The organism is Pseudomonas sp. LB-090624 (assembly GCF_003205205.1).
Lineage (GTDB): Bacteria > Pseudomonadota > Gammaproteobacteria > Pseudomonadales > Pseudomonadaceae > Aquipseudomonas.
The window spans coordinates 250,592-266,692 of sequence record NZ_QJRL01000003.1 but is presented as its reverse complement, the minus strand read 5'-3'; the positions used below and the strand labels follow the sequence as shown (position 1 = coordinate 266,692).

The following is a 16,101-nucleotide window of genomic DNA, read 5'->3' as shown; positions in this document are numbered from 1 at the left end:
TCACTCCCGATGGTCGTGGGTCTGGGTGATACGGCCTTGTTCCACGTGGAACAAAGCAACTGGCGTTTCCGTCTGCCAGCCTTCCCTCAGTAGTTCGTGATCTACACAGGTGATAAACACCTGGCAGCGTAATTCTTCAAGCAAGCGGCACAACGCGCGGCGATGCTGGTCGTCCAGCTCGGACGGCAAGTCATCCACGAGATAAATACAATGACCGCGGCGAGCCTGACTGACGAGGTGGCCTTGGGCAATGCGCAATGCGCACACCACAAGCTTCTGCTGACCACGCGACAGGATGTCTGCTGCGTTGTTGGCAGCCAGACGAAGACGCAGATCAGCACGCTGCGGACCGGCCTGGGTATGGCCCATCTGCTGATCGCGAAGGAGAGAGGAGGCGAGTACTTGCTGCAGTTCCCGGTCCTTGTCCCAGCCTCGGTAGTAGCTCAGGGTCAACCCGTCCAGCTCGACCAGTTCGCTCAGGGTTTGCTCGAAGACGGGCTTCAAGGCCTTGATGTAGTTGCGACGGTATTCATCTATTTCCGCACTGGCCAGGCACAATTCCCGGTCCCAGGCGGCTTGCGAAGCTGGGTCAAGTGTACCATGCCGCAACCATGAGTTCCGCTGCCGCAGCGCCTTCTGCAGCCGTTGCCAGGCTGGCAGAAAGCGAGGTTCCACGTGGAACACCCCCCAATCCAGAAACTGGCGACGTATTTTGGGGGCTCCCTCCAACAGCCGGAAACTGTCCGGGTTGATGAGCTGCAACGGCAACAACTCTGCCAACTGGGCAGCGCTGCGTGCGTTCTGCCCATCAATGCGAATCGTGAACTCCCCCTGACGCTCCCGTGACACACCGAGGTTGCTGGTGCCACCTTCCGTCAGCAGCACCTCGCCAAACACGGTACAAGCAGACTGCTCGTACTGAATGACAGGGTTCAAGCGGGTACTGCGGAATGAGCGCGCGAGTCCAAGCAGGTGCACGGCTTCCAGCACACTGGTCTTGCCACTGCCATTGGCGCCGTAAAGGATGTTGATGCGGGGGGAGGGTAAGAGAGTCACCGGGTGCAAGTTGCGCACCGCGGTGACCATGATACGTCGAAGGGACATTTCGCCTGGCTACAGTTACAGGCGCATCGGCATGACAACGTAGGAAGAATCGTCATTGCCAGCTTCCTGCAGCAGAGCGCTGCTGTTGGAATCCGACAGGATCAGACGAACTTGCTCGGTAGTCATCACGCCCAGCACGTCCAGCAGATAGCTGACGTTGAAGCCGATTTCCAGCGAGCCACCTTCGTAGTCCACACTGATTTCTTCTTCAGCCTCTTCCTGCTCGGGGTTGTTGGCCTGGATTTTCAATTGGCCGGCCGCCAGTTGCAGGCGGATACCGCGGTACTTTTCGTTGGAAAGAATCGCAGTGCGGCTGAATGCTTCACGCAGCGCCTGACGATCACCCACCACCAGTTTGTCGCCACCTTTGGGCAATACGCGCTCGTAGTCAGGGAACTTGCCATCGACCAGTTTGGAGGTGAAGGTGAACTCACCGGTGGTCGCGCGGATGTGATGCTGGCCCAGGACGATGCTGACCATGCCCTCCGGGTCGGTCAGCAGACGCGCCAGTTCCAGGATGCCTTTGCGCGGCACGATCACCTGGTGGCGATCATCCTGCTCGATCGGCGCGGTCATGGAGCACAGCGCCAGACGGTGACCATCAGTAGCCACTGCACGCAGGGTGTTGCGGGAAACCTCCAGCAGCATGCCATTGAGGTAATACCGCACGTCCTGCTGAGCCATGGCGAAGCTGGTGCGCTCGATCAAGCGGCGCAGCTTGCTCTGCTCCAGGTTGCAGGTCAGCGAACCAGGGCCTTCTTCCACAGTCGGGAAGTCGTTGGCTGGCAGGGTCGACAGGGTGAAGCGGCTGCGGCCGGCCTTTACCAACAATTTCTGCTCATCGACCTTGATATCGATCAGGGCGTCGTTAGGCAGGCTTTTGCAGATGTCCATCAGCTTACGCGCCGGGACCGTGATCTCGCCAGGCTCGGCTGGTTCTTCAAGTTGCACGCGGCCTACCAGTTCGACCTCCAGGTCGGTACCGGTCAACGACAGTTGCTGGCCTTGCACGACCAGCAATACGTTGGACAGGACCGGCAAGGTCTGACGGCGCTCGACGACACCGGCGACCAGTTGCAGGGGTTTCAACAGGGCTTCGCGTTGAATGGTGAAATGCATGGTCTAGTCCCTTGCCTTCAATTAGCTGCGCAGACGGCCATCAGGTCGTCAGCGTCCGCAGCAGGTTCTTGTAGTCCTCGCGGATGTCCGCGTCGGATTCCTTCAGTTCATTGATCTTGCGGCAGGCGTGCAGCACGGTCGTATGGTCGCGGCCACCGAACATGTCGCCGATTTCCGGCAGACTGTGGTTGGTCAGCTCCTTGGACAGGGCCATGGCCACCTGCCGCGGACGCGCGACAGAACGCGAACGCCGCTTGGACAACAGATCGGAGATCTTGATCTTGTAGTACTCAGCGACGGTACGCTGAATGTTATCCACACTGACCAGCTTGTCTTGCAGCGCCAGCAGATCCTTCAGCGACTCGCGAATCAGCTCGATGGTGATGTCGCGACCCATGAAGTGCGAATGCGCGATCACCCGCTTCAGTGCACCTTCAAGTTCACGTACGTTGGAACGGATGCGCTGGGCAATGAAGAAGGCGGCATCATGCGGCAGCTCGACCTTGGCCTGGTCGGCCTTCTTCATAAGGATCGCCACGCGTGTTTCCAGTTCTGGCGGCTCGACAGCAACCGTCAGCCCCCAGCCAAAGCGTGACTTCAGGCGCTCTTCCAGGCCTTCGATCTCCTTGGGGTAACGGTCGGAGGTCAGGATTACCTGCTGACCACCCTCAAGCAGGGCATTGAAGGTGTGGAAAAACTCTTCCTGCGAGCGCTCTTTACGGGCGAAGAACTGGATATCGTCGATCAGCAACGCATCCACCGAGCGATAGAAGCGCTTGAATTCGTTGATGGCGTTGAGCTGTAGCGCCTTGACCATGTCGGCCACGAAACGCTCCGAATGCAGATACACGACCTTGGCATTCGGGTTCTTCTTTAGCAGATGGTTACCCACAGCGTGCATGAGGTGGGTTTTACCCAGGCCTACGCCACCATAAAGGAACAGCGGGTTATAGCCATGCTTGGGGTTATCCGCTACTTGCCAGGCAGCCGCACGTGCCAGCTGGTTCGACTTGCCTTCGACGAATGTGTCGAAGGTGAAAGTTCGGTTCAGGTAGCTGGTGTGCTTGAGCGCACCTTCAACCTGCACGGTGCGCTGCTCGGTCCGGCCACTACTGGCTGGGGCCGGGGCTGGTTCAGCCATGGCATCGAAGCTGTCGCGTGTGGACGGCTCAGCCATTTCATCGACGAGCACAGGCTCGGCAGCGCTGACCGGGACCGGATCCACCGCCGCTACTGCCGACACAACTTTTTGGGGCTGGCTCTGCGCGTGGTTTTGCGCCAGCGAAGCAGCCACCGCCGCGCTTACCGGCGCGTTGGGTGCAGCACGCGGCGCAGAACTGCGACGACTGCCTATCAACAAGGAGAGGGCCGGTGCAATACCGCTGCCATTTTCCCCCAACAGCTCGAGCAAGCGGCCCAGGTACTTTTCATTGACCCAATCGAGAACGAAACGGTTAGGCGCATAGACGCGCAACTCGTCGCCTTCGGCTTCGACCTGTAGCGGACGGATCCAGGTGTTGAATTGCTGGGCAGGCAGTTCATCGCGCAGAAGCTCTACGCACTGCTGCCAAAGTTCCACTGACACGGATATCCCCTGAGTTTGAAAGCCGGATGAGGCAAAAACAAACCGCCATTGTACCGGTCGAGCGTTCAGTTATCCACATGTGGACACGTTAGGATCCATGACAAAACAGCCATTTATCGACCAAAACGTCTTTCCCGCGCTGTGAATAAACCCTGTGGATAACCGACACTGAGGGCTATGCACAACCCTGGGTGCCGACCTGTGGATAACTTGCCTGTGGATAATCGACGATTTCATCCACAGCTTCTGCGCACGATGGGAACAAGCGGAGCACCGGTTGAGAACACGGTTGTAAAATTCTGTACAGCCCGTATTTACTGGCCTATAGCATGTTATCCACAGACAGTGGCCCACCTAAGATTTATAAGTTCTTCAGAAAAGCTTTTTATATGTCTCTCTTTTTTTTTCATGTTGTCCCCGATTCATGTGTCCGATCAACCAGCAGTCGGTGAGCCACCCACAGGCACCGTCCATCACATGCTCTATATGGAAAGACTGGTTGGAAATTGACCTACGGGCTTGCTTTCTCTAGAATCGCCGGTCTCTTAAAAAGGGGGCCATCCCGGCCCGTCGTCGACAAACCAGGTAACACGCCATGAAACGTACTTTCCAACCAAGCACCATCAAGCGCGCGCGCACTCACGGTTTCCGTGCCCGTATGGCTACCAAGAACGGCCGTGCTGTTCTGTCGCGTCGTCGTGCCAAAGGCCGTAAGCGTCTGGCCATTTGATTTTTCGGCACAGGTGGTGAGTCAGGACTTCAGTCGGGAAAAGCGACTGCTTACACCCCGGCACTTCAAAGCGGTCTTCGACTCCCCAACCGGCAAGGTTCCAGGGAAAAACCTGCTGATCCTTGCTCGCGAGAACGGCCTTGATCACCCACGCCTCGGCCTGGTGATCGGCAAGAAGAGCGTCAAGCTCGCCGTTCAACGCAATCGCCTCAAGCGCTTGATGCGCGATTCCTTTCGTCTGAACCAGCACATGCTTGCCGGGTTGGACATCGTGATCGTCGCGCGCAAGGGATTGGGTGAGGTAGAAAACCCGGAATTGCACCAACACTTTGGCAAGCTCTGGAAACGCCTGGCGCGCAGCCGGCCAACCCCAGCAGTGATCGCCGATTCCGCAGGGGTAGACAGCCAAGATGCGTAAACTGGCACTCGTTCCGATCCAGTTTTACCGTTATGCCATTAGTCCTCTGATGGCCAATCACTGTCGTTTCTTCCCCAGTTGCTCCTGTTACGCATATGAAGCCATCGAAAACCATGGCATCTGGCGTGGTGGGTGGCTGGCCGTTCGTCGCCTGGGGCGTTGTCATCCGTGGAATGACGGCGGTTTCGACCCCGTTCCACCCGCTCCTTCCTCCCGAACTTCTTCGATAGCCGAGTAATCATGGATATTAAACGCACGATCCTGATCGCCGCGCTGGCAGTCGTGTCCTACGTCATGGTCCTGAAGTGGAACGATGACTACGGCCAGGCTGCCCTGCCGACTCAGAATACTGCTGCCAGCACTGTTGCTCCGGGCTTGCCCGATGGCGTGCCGGCCGGTAACAACGGTGTCAGCGCCGATGTACCGAGCGCCAACGCCGAATCGAGCCCTGCCGAACTGGCACCGGTCGCACTCAGCAAGGACCTGATCCGAGTCAAGACCGACGTTCTGGAACTGGCTATCGATCCGGTCGGTGGTGACATCGTCCAGTTGAATCTGCCCAAGTACCCACGCCGTCAGGACCACCCGGACATTCCATTCCAGTTGTTCGACAATGGTGGCGAGCGTGTCTACCTGGCACAAAGCGGCCTTACCGGTGCCAACGGCCCGGATGCCCGCGCCAGCGGCCGCCCGCTGTATGCCGCAGAACAGAAGAGCTACCAACTGGCTGACGGCCAGCAGCAACTGGTGGTCGACCTGAAGTTCAGCGATAACGGCGTCAACTACATCAAGCGCTTCAGCTTCAAGCGCGGTGAATACGACCTGAATGTCAGCTACCTGATCGACAACCAGAGCGGCCAGGCCTGGAGCGGCAACATGTTTGCCCAGCTCAAGCGTGATGCCAGCGGCGATCCTTCTTCCAGCACTGCTACCGGTACCGCAACCTACCTGGGTGCAGCCCTGTGGACAGCTGCCGAGCCTTACAAAAAGGTCTCGATGAAGGACATCGACAAAGGTAGTTTGAAAGAAAATGTGTCTGGCGGCTGGGTGGCCTGGCTTCAGCACTACTTCGTGACTGCCTGGATTCCGGCCAAGTCGGACAACAACGTTGTCCAGACCCGTAAGGACAGCCAGGGCAACTACATCATCGGCTACACCGGTCCGGCGCTTAACGTACCTGCAGGTGGTAAGGTCGAAACCAGTGCCATGCTGTACGCTGGCCCGAAGATCCAGTCCAAGCTGAAAGAGTTGTCCCCAGGCCTGGAATTGACCGTCGACTACGGCTTCCTGTGGTTCATCGCCCAGCCGATCTTCTGGCTGCTGCAACATATCCACAGCCTGCTGGGCAACTGGGGCTGGTCGATCATCGTGCTGACCATGCTGATCAAAGGCCTGTTCTTCCCACTGTCGGCTGCCAGCTACCGCTCCATGGCGCGTATGCGTGCCGTTGCTCCAAAACTTGCCGCTCTGAAGGAACGCTTCGGTGATGACCGCCAGAAGATGTCCCAGGCAATGATGGAGCTGTACAAGAAAGAGAAGATCAACCCGTTGGGTGGCTGCCTGCCGATCCTGGTGCAGATGCCGGTGTTCCTGGCTCTGTACTGGGTGCTGCTGGAAAGTGTGGAAATGCGCCAGGCCCCATGGATGCTGTGGATTACTGACCTGTCGATCAAGGATCCGTTCTTCATCCTGCCGATCATCATGGGCGCCACCATGTTCATCCAACAGCGCCTGAACCCGACGCCGCCGGATCCGATGCAGGCCAAGGTGATGAAAATGATGCCAATCATCTTCACCTTCTTCTTCCTGTGGTTCCCGGCTGGTCTGGTCCTGTACTGGGTTGTGAACAACTGCTTGTCGATTTCGCAGCAGTGGTACATTACCCGTCGTATTGAAGCAGCAACGAAAAAAGCTGCTGCTTGACGGGCTACTGCGCTAGCCTGTGAATAAAAAACGCCCCCTAGTGGGGCGTTTTTGCTATCTGTCGTTTTTGTCGTAGAGGCTTTCGAGCATGAACATTGTGCGTGAAACCATCGCCGCCATTGCTACCGCCCAGGGCCGCGGTGGTGTGGGGATTGTCAGGTTGTCCGGCCCGCTGGCTGCCAAGGCCGGCCAGTTGATCACCGGTCGTACACTTACCCCGCGCCACGCCCACTACGGTCCATTCCGCGACGAGGAAGGGCTGGTACTGGACGAAGGCATCGCGTTGTATTTTCCCGGGCCGAATTCGTTCACTGGCGAGGATGTGCTTGAACTTCAGGGCCACGGTGGCCCGGTGGTTCTGGACATGCTGTTGCAGCGCTGTGTGCAAGTCGGCTGCCGGCTGGCCCGGCCGGGCGAGTTCAGCGAGCGCGCATTCCTCAACGACAAGCTTGACCTGGCCCAGGCCGAAGCTATTGCCGACCTGATCGAGGCCAGTTCCAGCCAGGCCGCGCGCAATGCCCTGCGCTCGCTGCAAGGTGAATTCTCCAAACGTGTGCACAGCCTGACCGAGGCGTTGATTGCCCTGCGTATCTACGTTGAAGCAGCGATCGACTTCCCAGAGGAGGAAATCGATTTCCTCGCCGATGGCCACGTGTTGTCGATGCTCGATGCAGTGCGCGGCGAGTTATCCACCGTGCAGCGCGAAGCCGGGCAGGGTGCGCTGCTGCGTGACGGCATGACCGTGGTCATCGCTGGGCGGCCCAATGCCGGCAAATCGAGCCTGCTGAACCAGTTGGCCGGGCGCGAAGCTGCCATCGTCACTGATATCGCTGGCACCACCCGGGACATCCTGCGCGAACATATCCACATCGACGGGATGCCGCTTCATGTCGTCGATACAGCTGGTTTGCGCACTACTGATGACCATGTGGAAAAGATCGGCGTAGAACGCGCGCTCAAGGCCATCGGCGAAGCGGACCGGGTGCTGCTGGTGGTCGACTCCACTGCCCCCGAGGCCAGTGACCCGTTCGCCCTGTGGCCAGAGTTTCTCGACCAGCGCCCGGACCCGGCCAAGGTCACGCTGATTCGTAACAAGGCTGACCTGAGCGGTGAGCGGGTGGCGCTGGAACAGTGCGATGACGGTCACGTCACAATCACTCTCAGCGCCAAAGGTGACGATGCGGGCCTGCAGTTGCTGCGCGACCACCTGAAAGCTTGTATGGGTTACGAGCAGACCGCCGAGAGCGGTTTCAGCGCTCGTAGGCGCCATCTGGATGCCTTGAGCCAGGCCAGTGAGCACCTGGAACACGGCCGCGCACAACTGACGCTGGCGGGCGCGGGAGAGCTGTTGGCGGAGGACCTGCGCCAGGCTCAGCACGCCCTGGGTGAGATCACCGGTGCATTCAGCTCGGACGACCTGCTGGGGCGGATTTTCTCCAGCTTCTGCATCGGAAAGTAATCCACAGCCATCCCCAGCCAAACGCCGCTCCCTCTGGAGCGGCTTTTTTTTGCCTGGCATTTAGGCAGTTGTCACGCTGACCTCATGCTCGAAAAGCGGCTCCCAGCGTTAACGCCATCCGTTTTTTTGTGAGGAGGTCCTTCTGTATGAGGGGATTACTTGCCAAAAAGCCAATGACGGAAGAAAAAAATTCGATCACCGGCGCCGATTCGCCGTCAGGAGCCCTGTGGAAAACCCGGCTTCAGCTCCGTTGATAAGCAGGCTTTTTTTCTGAGGACAAAGCGCCCTGTGGGTAAATAGGCATTTAATCCACAGGCTAAAATGGGTTATCCATAGCCCTCATGGCACTCCAGACACAGGGTTTAATTTCTCTATACACAGCGTGAGATATGGGCTGTAGAGCTTTATCCACAGATATGGGTGTGCATAAGAATAAACATAAAAACAAAGCTTTTTTAAATTTTTCCTCTTTGATTTCTGTTGTTTGCCATTCATCCACAGACTGGTCAAAATTTGCTCAGACGGTTTCTTTAAGGGGGGGTAAGTCCCTATACTTGTCCGCTTACCTTCTCTATTCGCAAAAACAGGCACGAGGTGCGTGGTGGATTTCCCTTCCCGTTTTGAAGTGATCGTCATCGGCGGCGGCCATGCCGGTACCGAGGCTGCGCTTGCGTCTGCACGCATGGGTGTGAAAACCCTGCTGTTGACCCATAACGTGGAAACCCTCGGTCACATGAGCTGCAACCCCGCTATCGGCGGTATTGGCAAAAGCCATCTGGTCAAAGAGATCGATGCCCTCGGCGGCGCCATGGCGCTGGCCACCGACAAGAGCGGCATCCAGTTCCGCGTTCTGAACAACCGCAAGGGCCCGGCCGTACGCGCCACCCGTGCGCAGGCCGACCGCGCCATCTACAAGGCAGTGGTGCGTGAAATCCTGGAAAACCAGCCGAACCTGTGGATATTCCAGCAGTCCTGCGATGACCTCATCGTCGAGCAGGATCAGGTCAAAGGTGTAGTGACCCAGATGGGCCTGCGTTTCTTCGCAGAATCAGTGGTACTCACCACCGGCACCTTCCTCGGCGGTCTTATCCACATCGGTTTGCAAAACCATTCCGGCGGTCGCGCCGGTGACCCGCCTTCGATTGCCCTGGCCCACCGCATGCGTGAACTGCCGCTGCGCGTCGGCCGCCTGAAAACCGGGACCCCGCCACGCATTGATGGCCGTTCGGTGGACTTTTCGGTCATGACCGAGCAGCCAGGCGATACCCCGATCCCGGTGATGTCGTTCATGGGCAATGCCGACATGCACCCGCGCCAGGTGAGTTGCTGGATTACCCATACCAACGCACGCACTCACGAGATCATTGCCTCGAACCTCGATCGTTCGCCGATGTACTCGGGCGTGATCGAAGGGGTCGGTCCACGCTACTGTCCGTCGATCGAAGACAAGATCCACCGCTTCGCCGACAAGGAAAGCCACCAGGTGTTCATTGAGCCGGAAGGCCTGACCACCCATGAGCTGTACCCCAACGGAATCTCCACTTCGCTGCCATTCGACGTGCAGTTGGAGCTCGTGCGTTCCATCCGTGGCATGGAAAACGCCCACATCGTGCGCCCCGGCTACGCCATCGAGTACGACTACTTCGACCCGCGTGATCTCAAGTACAGCCTCGAGACAAAAGTCATCGGCGGCCTGTTCTTCGCCGGGCAGATCAACGGCACCACCGGGTACGAAGAAGCCGGTGCCCAAGGCCTGCTGGCCGGGACCAACGCCGCACTGCGGGCGCAGGGCCGTGACAGCTGGTGCCCGCGCCGTGACGAGGCTTACATCGGTGTACTGGTGGACGACCTGATTACCTTGGGTACCCAGGAGCCGTACCGCATGTTTACCTCGCGTGCCGAGTACCGGCTGATACTGCGCGAAGACAACGCCGACTTGCGCCTGACCGAAAAGGGCCGTGAACTGGGCCTGATCGATGACCAGCGCTGGGCCGCGTTCTGCGCCAAGCGCGACGGTATCGAGCGTGAGGAACAGCGCTTGAAATCGACTTGGGTTCGCCCGAATACCGAGCAAGGCCAGGCGGTTGTGGATAAATTCGGCACTCCGCTGAGCCACGAGTACAGCCTGCTCAACCTGCTGGCACGCCCAGAAATCGACTACGCCGGCCTGATCGAAGCGACTGGCGGTGAAGCGATCGATCCACAGGTTGCCGAGCAGGTCGAAATCCGCACCAAGTACGCCGGTTACATCGACCGCCAGCAGGATGAAATTGCCCGACTGCGTGCCAGCGAAGACACCCGCCTGCCTGTGGATATCGACTACACGTCGATTTCCGGCCTGTCCAAAGAGATACAGGGCAAGCTGAGCCAGACCCGACCGGAGACGCTGGGGCAGGCTTCGCGTATCCCGGGTGTGACCCCGGCGGCGATTTCCCTGTTGCTGATTCACTTGAAAAAACGCGGCGCTGGCCGCGAATTGGAGCAAAGCGCTTGAGTTCCCTGGTCACCCCGCAACACGCTGAAGAGTTGTCCACAGGTGCACGACAGCTTGGTGTCGAGCTGACTGCCGAGCAGCACGAGAAGCTGCTTGGCTACCTCGCTCTGTTGATCAAATGGAACAAAGCCTACAACCTGACTGCCGTGCGCGACCCAGACGAGATGGTCTCGCGTCACCTGCTCGACAGTCTTAGCATCATGTCGTTTATCCACAGCGACCGTGACAACTGGTTGGATGTTGGCAGCGGCGGTGGCATGCCCGGCATCCCGCTGGCTATCCTGCATCCACACAAGCGTGTCACTGTGCTGGACGCCAATGGCAAGAAAACCCGCTTCCTGACCCAAGTGAAAATGGAGCTCAAGCTGGACAACCTCGCGGTTATCCACAGCCGGGTAGAGGCCTTCCAGCCAGCACAAGCGTTCGACGGAATCATTTCTCGTGCTTTCAGCAGCATGGAGAACTTCACCAACTGGACCCGCCACCTGGGCGACACCGGGACGCAATGGCTTGCAATGAAGGGGCTGCATCCTGCCGATGAACTGGTAGCATTGCCCGCAGACTTCACAGTGGAAAGCGAACAGGCCCTGACCGTTCCGGGTTGCCAGGGCCAGCGCCATCTGCTGATACTGCGCCGCAAGGCATGACTGGGAACACGCGCATCAATGGCTAAGGTATTCGCAATCGCGAACCAGAAAGGTGGTGTAGGCAAGACCACCACCTGTATCAATCTCGCCGCTTCGCTGGCCGCGACAAAGCGTCGTGTGCTGCTGATCGACCTCGATCCGCAGGGCAACGCCACCATGGGCAGCGGTGTGGACAAACATGAGCTCGAGCACTCGGTCTACGACCTGCTTATCGGGGAATGTGACCTGGCTCAGGCCATGCATTACTCCGAGCATGGTGGTTTCCAGCTGCTTCCGGCCAACCGTGACCTGACCGCCGCCGAAGTGGTGCTGCTGGAAATGCAGGTCAAGGAAAGCCGCCTGCGCAACGCGCTGGCGCCGATCCGCGAAAACTACGACTACATCCTCATCGACTGCCCGCCGTCGCTGTCAATGCTGACGCTCAATGCGCTGGTCGCTTCCGATGGCGTGATCATCCCCATGCAGTGCGAGTACTACGCGCTGGAAGGTCTCAGCGACCTTGTGGATAACATCAAACGCATCGCCGCCCGGCTGAACCCGGAGTTGAAGATCGAAGGCCTGCTGCGGACCATGTACGACCCACGCCTGAGCCTGAACAACGATGTTTCGGCGCAGTTGAAAGAGCACTTCGGCCCACAGCTGTACGACACCGTCATTCCACGCAACATTCGCCTGGCCGAGGCCCCTAGCTTCGGCATGCCGGCCTTGGCTTACGACAAGCAATCGCGCGGCGCGCTGGCGTATCTGGCCCTGGCGGGTGAACTGGTTCGCCGTCAGCGCCGTCAATCACGCACTGCACAAACAACTTAAGGAATCCGTATGGCCGTCAAGAAACGGGGTCTCGGACGTGGGTTGGATGCACTGCTCAGTGGTCCCTCCGTCAGCGCGCTCGAAGAGCAGGCTGTGAAGATCGACCAGAAAGAACTGCAACACCTGCCGGTCGAACTGATCCAGCGTGGCAAGTACCAGCCACGCCGGGACATGGACCCTCAGGCGCTGGAAGAGCTTGCGCACTCGATTCGCAGCCATGGCGTGATGCAACCGATCGTGGTTCGTCCGATCGGCGACAACCGTTACGAGATCATTGCCGGTGAGCGCCGTTGGCGCGCCACCCAGCAGGCCGGCCTGGACACCATCCCGGCCATGGTCCGTGAAGTGGCTGACGAAGCTGCCATTGCCATGGCGCTGATCGAGAACATCCAGCGCGAAGACCTCAACCCACTGGAAGAGGCTCTGGCCCTGCAGCGCCTGCAGCAAGAGTTTGAGCTGACCCAGCAACAGGTAGCGGATGCCGTGGGCAAGTCGCGGGTGACCGTGGCTAACCTGCTGCGCCTGATTAGTCTGCCCGAGGCGATCAAGACCATGCTCGCCCATGGCGATCTGGAAATGGGCCACGCCCGCGCATTGCTCGGTCTGGACGAGAGCCGTCAGGAGGAGGGGGCGCGTCATGTTGTCGCACGCGGCCTCACTGTGCGCCAAACTGAAGCACTGGTTCGCCAGTGGCTCAGCGACAAGCCTGATCCGGTCGAACCGAGCAAACCTGATCCGGATATCGCACGCCTTGAACAGCGGCTCGCAGAGCGCCTGGGCTCGGCCGTGCAGATCCGTCATGGCAACAAGGGCAAAGGCCAGTTGGTTATTCGCTACAACTCGCTTGACGAGTTGCAAGGCGTGCTTGCTCACATCCGCTGAAACAATTCCTGTTGTAGCGCGCAGTCGGAAATCACTACCGAATAGTTGAATAGGGGTTAATCCACCCCTATACTCTGCGCGCATTTTGTCGGCACAAATTATGCCAAGTCATAACTGACTTGCTGGTCGACTTCCGAGGAGCAGTTGTGATGGAAATCCGCACGCCAAACCGCCTGCCTTTCCATCGCTGGGCGGTTTTTCCGGTACTGCTGGCTCAATTCGTCGTATTCCTGCTGGCAACCTTGGTGTTGTGGCAGTGGAAAGGGGCGGTCAGTGGATATTCAGGCCTTTGCGGAGGTTTGATTGCCTGGCTGCCTAATGTGTATTTCGCCTGGAAGGCTTTTCGCTTCAGCGGAGCTCGGGCGGCACAAGCCATCGTCAAGTCGTTTTACGCTGGCGAGGCAGGCAAGATGATTTTGACGGCAGTGCTTTTTGCACTGACCTTCGCAGGAGTGAAGCCACTGGCGCCGTTAGCAGTCTTCGGCGTCTTCGTGTTGACCCTTTTGGTCAGCTGGTTCGCGCCCCTGCTGATGAATAAAAGACTTTCGAGACCTTAGGGCGTTTGAGGCAACCATGGCAGCAGAAACCGCTTCGGGCTATATCCAGCACCACTTGCAGAACCTGACCTACGGTCAACTACCAGACGGCAGCTGGGGCTTTGCCCATTCGGCTGCAGAAGCCAAGGCAATGGGCTTCTGGGCGTTCCACCTGGACACCCTGGGTTGGTCCGTCGCGCTGGGTCTGATCTTCCTGTTCATCTTCCGCATGGCGGCCAAGAAGGCGACTTCCGGCCAGCCTGGCGGCCTGCAGAACTTCGTGGAAGTGATGGTCGACTTCGTCAACGGCAGCGTGAAGGATTCCTTCCACGGCCGTAGCCCGGTGATTGCACCGCTGGCGCTGACCATCTTCGTCTGGGTATTCCTGATGAACGCCGTCGACCTGGTACCGGTCGACTGGATTCCTCAGCTGGCCATCTGGATTTCCGGTGATCCGCACATTCCGTTCCGCGCCGTGTCGACCACCGACCCGAACGCGACCCTGGCCATGGCCTTCTGCGTGTTCGCCTTGATCATCTTCTACAGCATCAAGGTCAAGGGCCTGGGCGGTTTCATCGGTGAGCTGACCCTGCACCCGTTCGGTAGCAAGAACATCTTCGTGCAGATCCTGCTGATTCCGGTCAACTTCCTGCTGGAATTCGTCACCCTGATCGCCAAGCCGATCTCGCTGGCACTGCGTCTGTTCGGCAACATGTACGCCGGCGAGCTGGTGTTCATCCTGATCGCCGTCATGTTCGGCTCCGGCCTGCTCTGGCTGAGCGGCCTGGGTGTGGTGCTGCAATGGGCGTGGGCCGTGTTCCACATCCTGATCATCACCCTGCAAGCTTTCATCTTCATGATGCTGACCATCGTCTACCTGTCGATGGCGCACGAAGATAACCATTAAGACCGCCTGGCGTGTCTGATAGCCTTCCCCGCTCGTTTGGGGGGAGGGCTTAAAAAGTCCGCAAGGGCATGCTGTACCAAACGATTTGTTTTACCGCTTCAACTTAAAAACCTAACCAATACGACGTAAAAGTCGGGAGGAAAGATGGAAACTGTAGTTGGTCTGACCGCTATCGCTGTTGCTCTGCTGATCGGCCTGGGTGCTCTGGGTACCGCCATTGGTTTCGGCCTGCTGGGCGGCAAATTCCTGGAAGGCGCTGCTCGCCAGCCAGAAATGGTTCCAATGCTGCAGGTTAAAATGTTCATCGTTGCCGGTCTGCTCGACGCCGTAACCATGATCGGTGTTGGTATCGCTCTGTTCTTCACCTTCGCGAATCCGTTCGTTGGTCAAATCGCCGGCTAATCACTCGTTAACCACGAGTTGATAGCTGTGATGAACCAAAGACCGAGCGAGGTGTTGGCGTGAATATTAATGCAACCCTGATTGGCCAATCCGTTGCCTTCCTGATTTTTGTACTCTTCTGCATGAAGTACGTATGGCCTCCGGTCATCACTGCCCTGCAAGAGCGTCAAAAGAAGATTGCCGACGGCTTGGACGCTGCCAACCGCGCAGCTCGCGACCTGGAGCTGGCCCAAGAAAAAGCGGGTCAGCAACTGCGTGAAGCTAAAGCACAGGCAGCCGAAATCATTGAGCAAAGCAAGAAACGCGCTGCTCAGCTTGTCGAGGAAGCCCGTGAACAGGCCCGCGTCGAAGCTGACCGTGTGAAGGCTCAGGCTCTGGCCGAGATCGAACAGGAACTGAACAGCGCCAAAGACGCCCTGCGTGCCCAAGTGGGTGCCCTGGCCGTTGGTGGTGCTGAAAAGATCCTTGGCGCCACAATCGATCAAAACGCGCATGCGGAGCTGGTTAACAAACTGGCCGCTGAAATTTAAGCGAGGGCGATCATGGCAGAACTGACCACGTTGGCCCGACCTTACGCTAAGGCTGCCTTTGAGCATGCCCAGGCCCATCAGCAACTGGCCAATTGGTCAGCCATGCTCGGCCTGGCTGCTGCGGTGTCGCAAGACGACACCATGCAGCGCCTGCTCAAGGCCCCGCGACTGACGAGCGCAGAAAAGGCCGCCACGTTCATTGACGTGTGCGGTGACAAGTTCAATGCACAGGCACAGAATTTCATTCATGTTGCCGCGGAAAACGACCGTCTCCTGCTCCTGCCGGAGATTGCCGCCCTGTTCGACCTGTACAAGGCCGAGCAAGAGAAATCCGTGGACGTGGAAGTCACCAGTGCCTTCGCGTTGAACCAAGAACAGCAAGACAAACTCGCCAAGGTTCTCAGTGCACGGTTAGGCCAGGAAGTGCGCCTGCACGCGTCGGAGGATGCCAGCCTGATTGGCGGCGTCGTCATCCGCGCTGGTGACCTGGTAATCGATGGCTCTGTTCGCGGCAAAATCGCGAAACTGGCCGAAGCATTGAAATCTTGAGTTTGA

At 58.4% G+C, this 16,101-nt stretch carries 17 protein-coding genes; 14 read left to right on the top strand and 3 right to left on the bottom strand.

Going from position 1 to position 16,101, the window contains the following annotated elements; genetic code table 11:
• From recF to dnaA, 3 genes are read right to left on the bottom strand one after another with little or no spacing between them, the layout of a single operon-like run.
• On the bottom strand, positions 1-1,104 hold the full coding sequence (gene recF / locus DMX11_RS05105) for a DNA replication/repair protein RecF (RefSeq protein ID WP_110743495.1): 1,104 nt from the start codon (positions 1,102-1,104) through the stop codon (positions 1-3).
• 15 nt (positions 1,105-1,119) lie between these two features.
• Entirely contained in the window at positions 1,120-2,223 is a 1,104-nt protein-coding gene (dnaN, locus tag DMX11_RS05100) for a DNA polymerase III subunit beta (protein ID WP_110743494.1), read from the bottom strand.
• Between the two features lie 40 nt (positions 2,224-2,263).
• A complete protein-coding gene (dnaA, locus tag DMX11_RS05095; RefSeq protein ID WP_110743493.1) occupies positions 2,264-3,808 on the bottom strand; it encodes a chromosomal replication initiator protein DnaA in 1,545 nt (514 codons plus the stop codon).
• 595 nt (positions 3,809-4,403) lie between these two features.
• Between dnaA and rpmH the strand changes: the two genes are divergently transcribed.
• The 14 genes from rpmH (at position 4,404) to DMX11_RS05025 (ending at position 16,095) form a co-directional block, all read left to right on the top strand.
• A complete protein-coding gene (rpmH, locus tag DMX11_RS05090) occupies positions 4,404-4,538 on the top strand; it encodes a 50S ribosomal protein L34 (RefSeq protein ID WP_003253163.1) in 135 nt (44 codons plus the stop codon).
• Between the two features lie 13 nt (positions 4,539-4,551).
• Positions 4,552-4,956 (top strand): ribonuclease P protein component, encoded by a 405-nt coding sequence (rnpA, locus tag DMX11_RS05085; protein WP_110743492.1) that lies wholly within the window; start codon positions 4,552-4,554, stop codon positions 4,954-4,956.
• Positions 4,949-5,194: a membrane protein insertion efficiency factor YidD gene (yidD, locus tag DMX11_RS05080; protein WP_003253169.1), complete on the top strand. Its 246-nt coding sequence runs from the start codon at positions 4,949-4,951 to the stop codon at positions 5,192-5,194. The genes rnpA and yidD overlap by 8 nt, the downstream gene beginning before the upstream one ends.
• A 2-nt stretch (positions 5,195-5,196) precedes the next feature.
• Entirely contained in the window at positions 5,197-6,879 is a 1,683-nt protein-coding gene (gene yidC / locus DMX11_RS05075; RefSeq protein ID WP_110743491.1) for a membrane protein insertase YidC, read from the top strand.
• Between the two features lie 88 nt (positions 6,880-6,967).
• Complete coding sequence (gene mnmE / locus DMX11_RS05070; RefSeq protein WP_110743490.1) at positions 6,968-8,338, top strand: tRNA uridine-5-carboxymethylaminomethyl(34) synthesis GTPase MnmE; 1,371 nt, start codon at positions 6,968-6,970, stop codon at positions 8,336-8,338.
• Between the two features lie 601 nt (positions 8,339-8,939).
• Positions 8,940-10,832: a tRNA uridine-5-carboxymethylaminomethyl(34) synthesis enzyme MnmG gene (mnmG, locus tag DMX11_RS05065; protein WP_110743608.1), complete on the top strand. Its 1,893-nt coding sequence runs from the start codon at positions 8,940-8,942 to the stop codon at positions 10,830-10,832.
• Positions 10,829-11,479: a 16S rRNA (guanine(527)-N(7))-methyltransferase RsmG gene (gene rsmG, locus DMX11_RS05060; RefSeq protein ID WP_110743489.1), complete on the top strand. Its 651-nt coding sequence runs from the start codon at positions 10,829-10,831 to the stop codon at positions 11,477-11,479. Before mnmG ends, rsmG begins: the two co-directional genes overlap by 4 nt.
• Positions 11,480-11,497: 18 nt before the next feature.
• Positions 11,498-12,289 (top strand): ParA family protein, encoded by a 792-nt coding sequence (locus tag DMX11_RS05055; protein ID WP_012274913.1) that lies wholly within the window; start codon positions 11,498-11,500, stop codon positions 12,287-12,289.
• 9 nt (positions 12,290-12,298) lie between these two features.
• Positions 12,299-13,171, top strand: a complete 873-nt coding sequence (locus DMX11_RS05050) for a ParB/RepB/Spo0J family partition protein (RefSeq protein WP_110743488.1) — start codon at positions 12,299-12,301, stop codon at positions 13,169-13,171.
• A gap of 149 nt (positions 13,172-13,320) precedes the next feature.
• Positions 13,321-13,728, top strand: coding sequence for a F0F1 ATP synthase subunit I (locus tag DMX11_RS05045; RefSeq protein WP_009684665.1), 408 nt, complete (start codon positions 13,321-13,323; stop codon positions 13,726-13,728).
• 16 nt (positions 13,729-13,744) lie between these two features.
• Positions 13,745-14,614, top strand: coding sequence for a F0F1 ATP synthase subunit A (atpB, locus tag DMX11_RS05040; protein ID WP_110743487.1), 870 nt, complete (start codon positions 13,745-13,747; stop codon positions 14,612-14,614).
• Between the two features lie 144 nt (positions 14,615-14,758).
• On the top strand, positions 14,759-15,016 hold the full coding sequence (atpE, locus tag DMX11_RS05035) for a F0F1 ATP synthase subunit C (RefSeq protein WP_003097235.1): 258 nt from the start codon (positions 14,759-14,761) through the stop codon (positions 15,014-15,016).
• 59 nt (positions 15,017-15,075) lie between these two features.
• The gene (locus tag DMX11_RS05030; protein ID WP_003253189.1) at positions 15,076-15,546 is read left to right on the top strand and encodes a F0F1 ATP synthase subunit B; all 471 of its coding nucleotides are present in this window, start codon (positions 15,076-15,078) and stop codon (positions 15,544-15,546) included.
• A gap of 12 nt (positions 15,547-15,558) precedes the next feature.
• A complete protein-coding gene (locus DMX11_RS05025) occupies positions 15,559-16,095 on the top strand; it encodes a F0F1 ATP synthase subunit delta (RefSeq protein ID WP_003253191.1) in 537 nt (178 codons plus the stop codon).
• Positions 16,096-16,101: the final 6 nt, after the last annotated feature.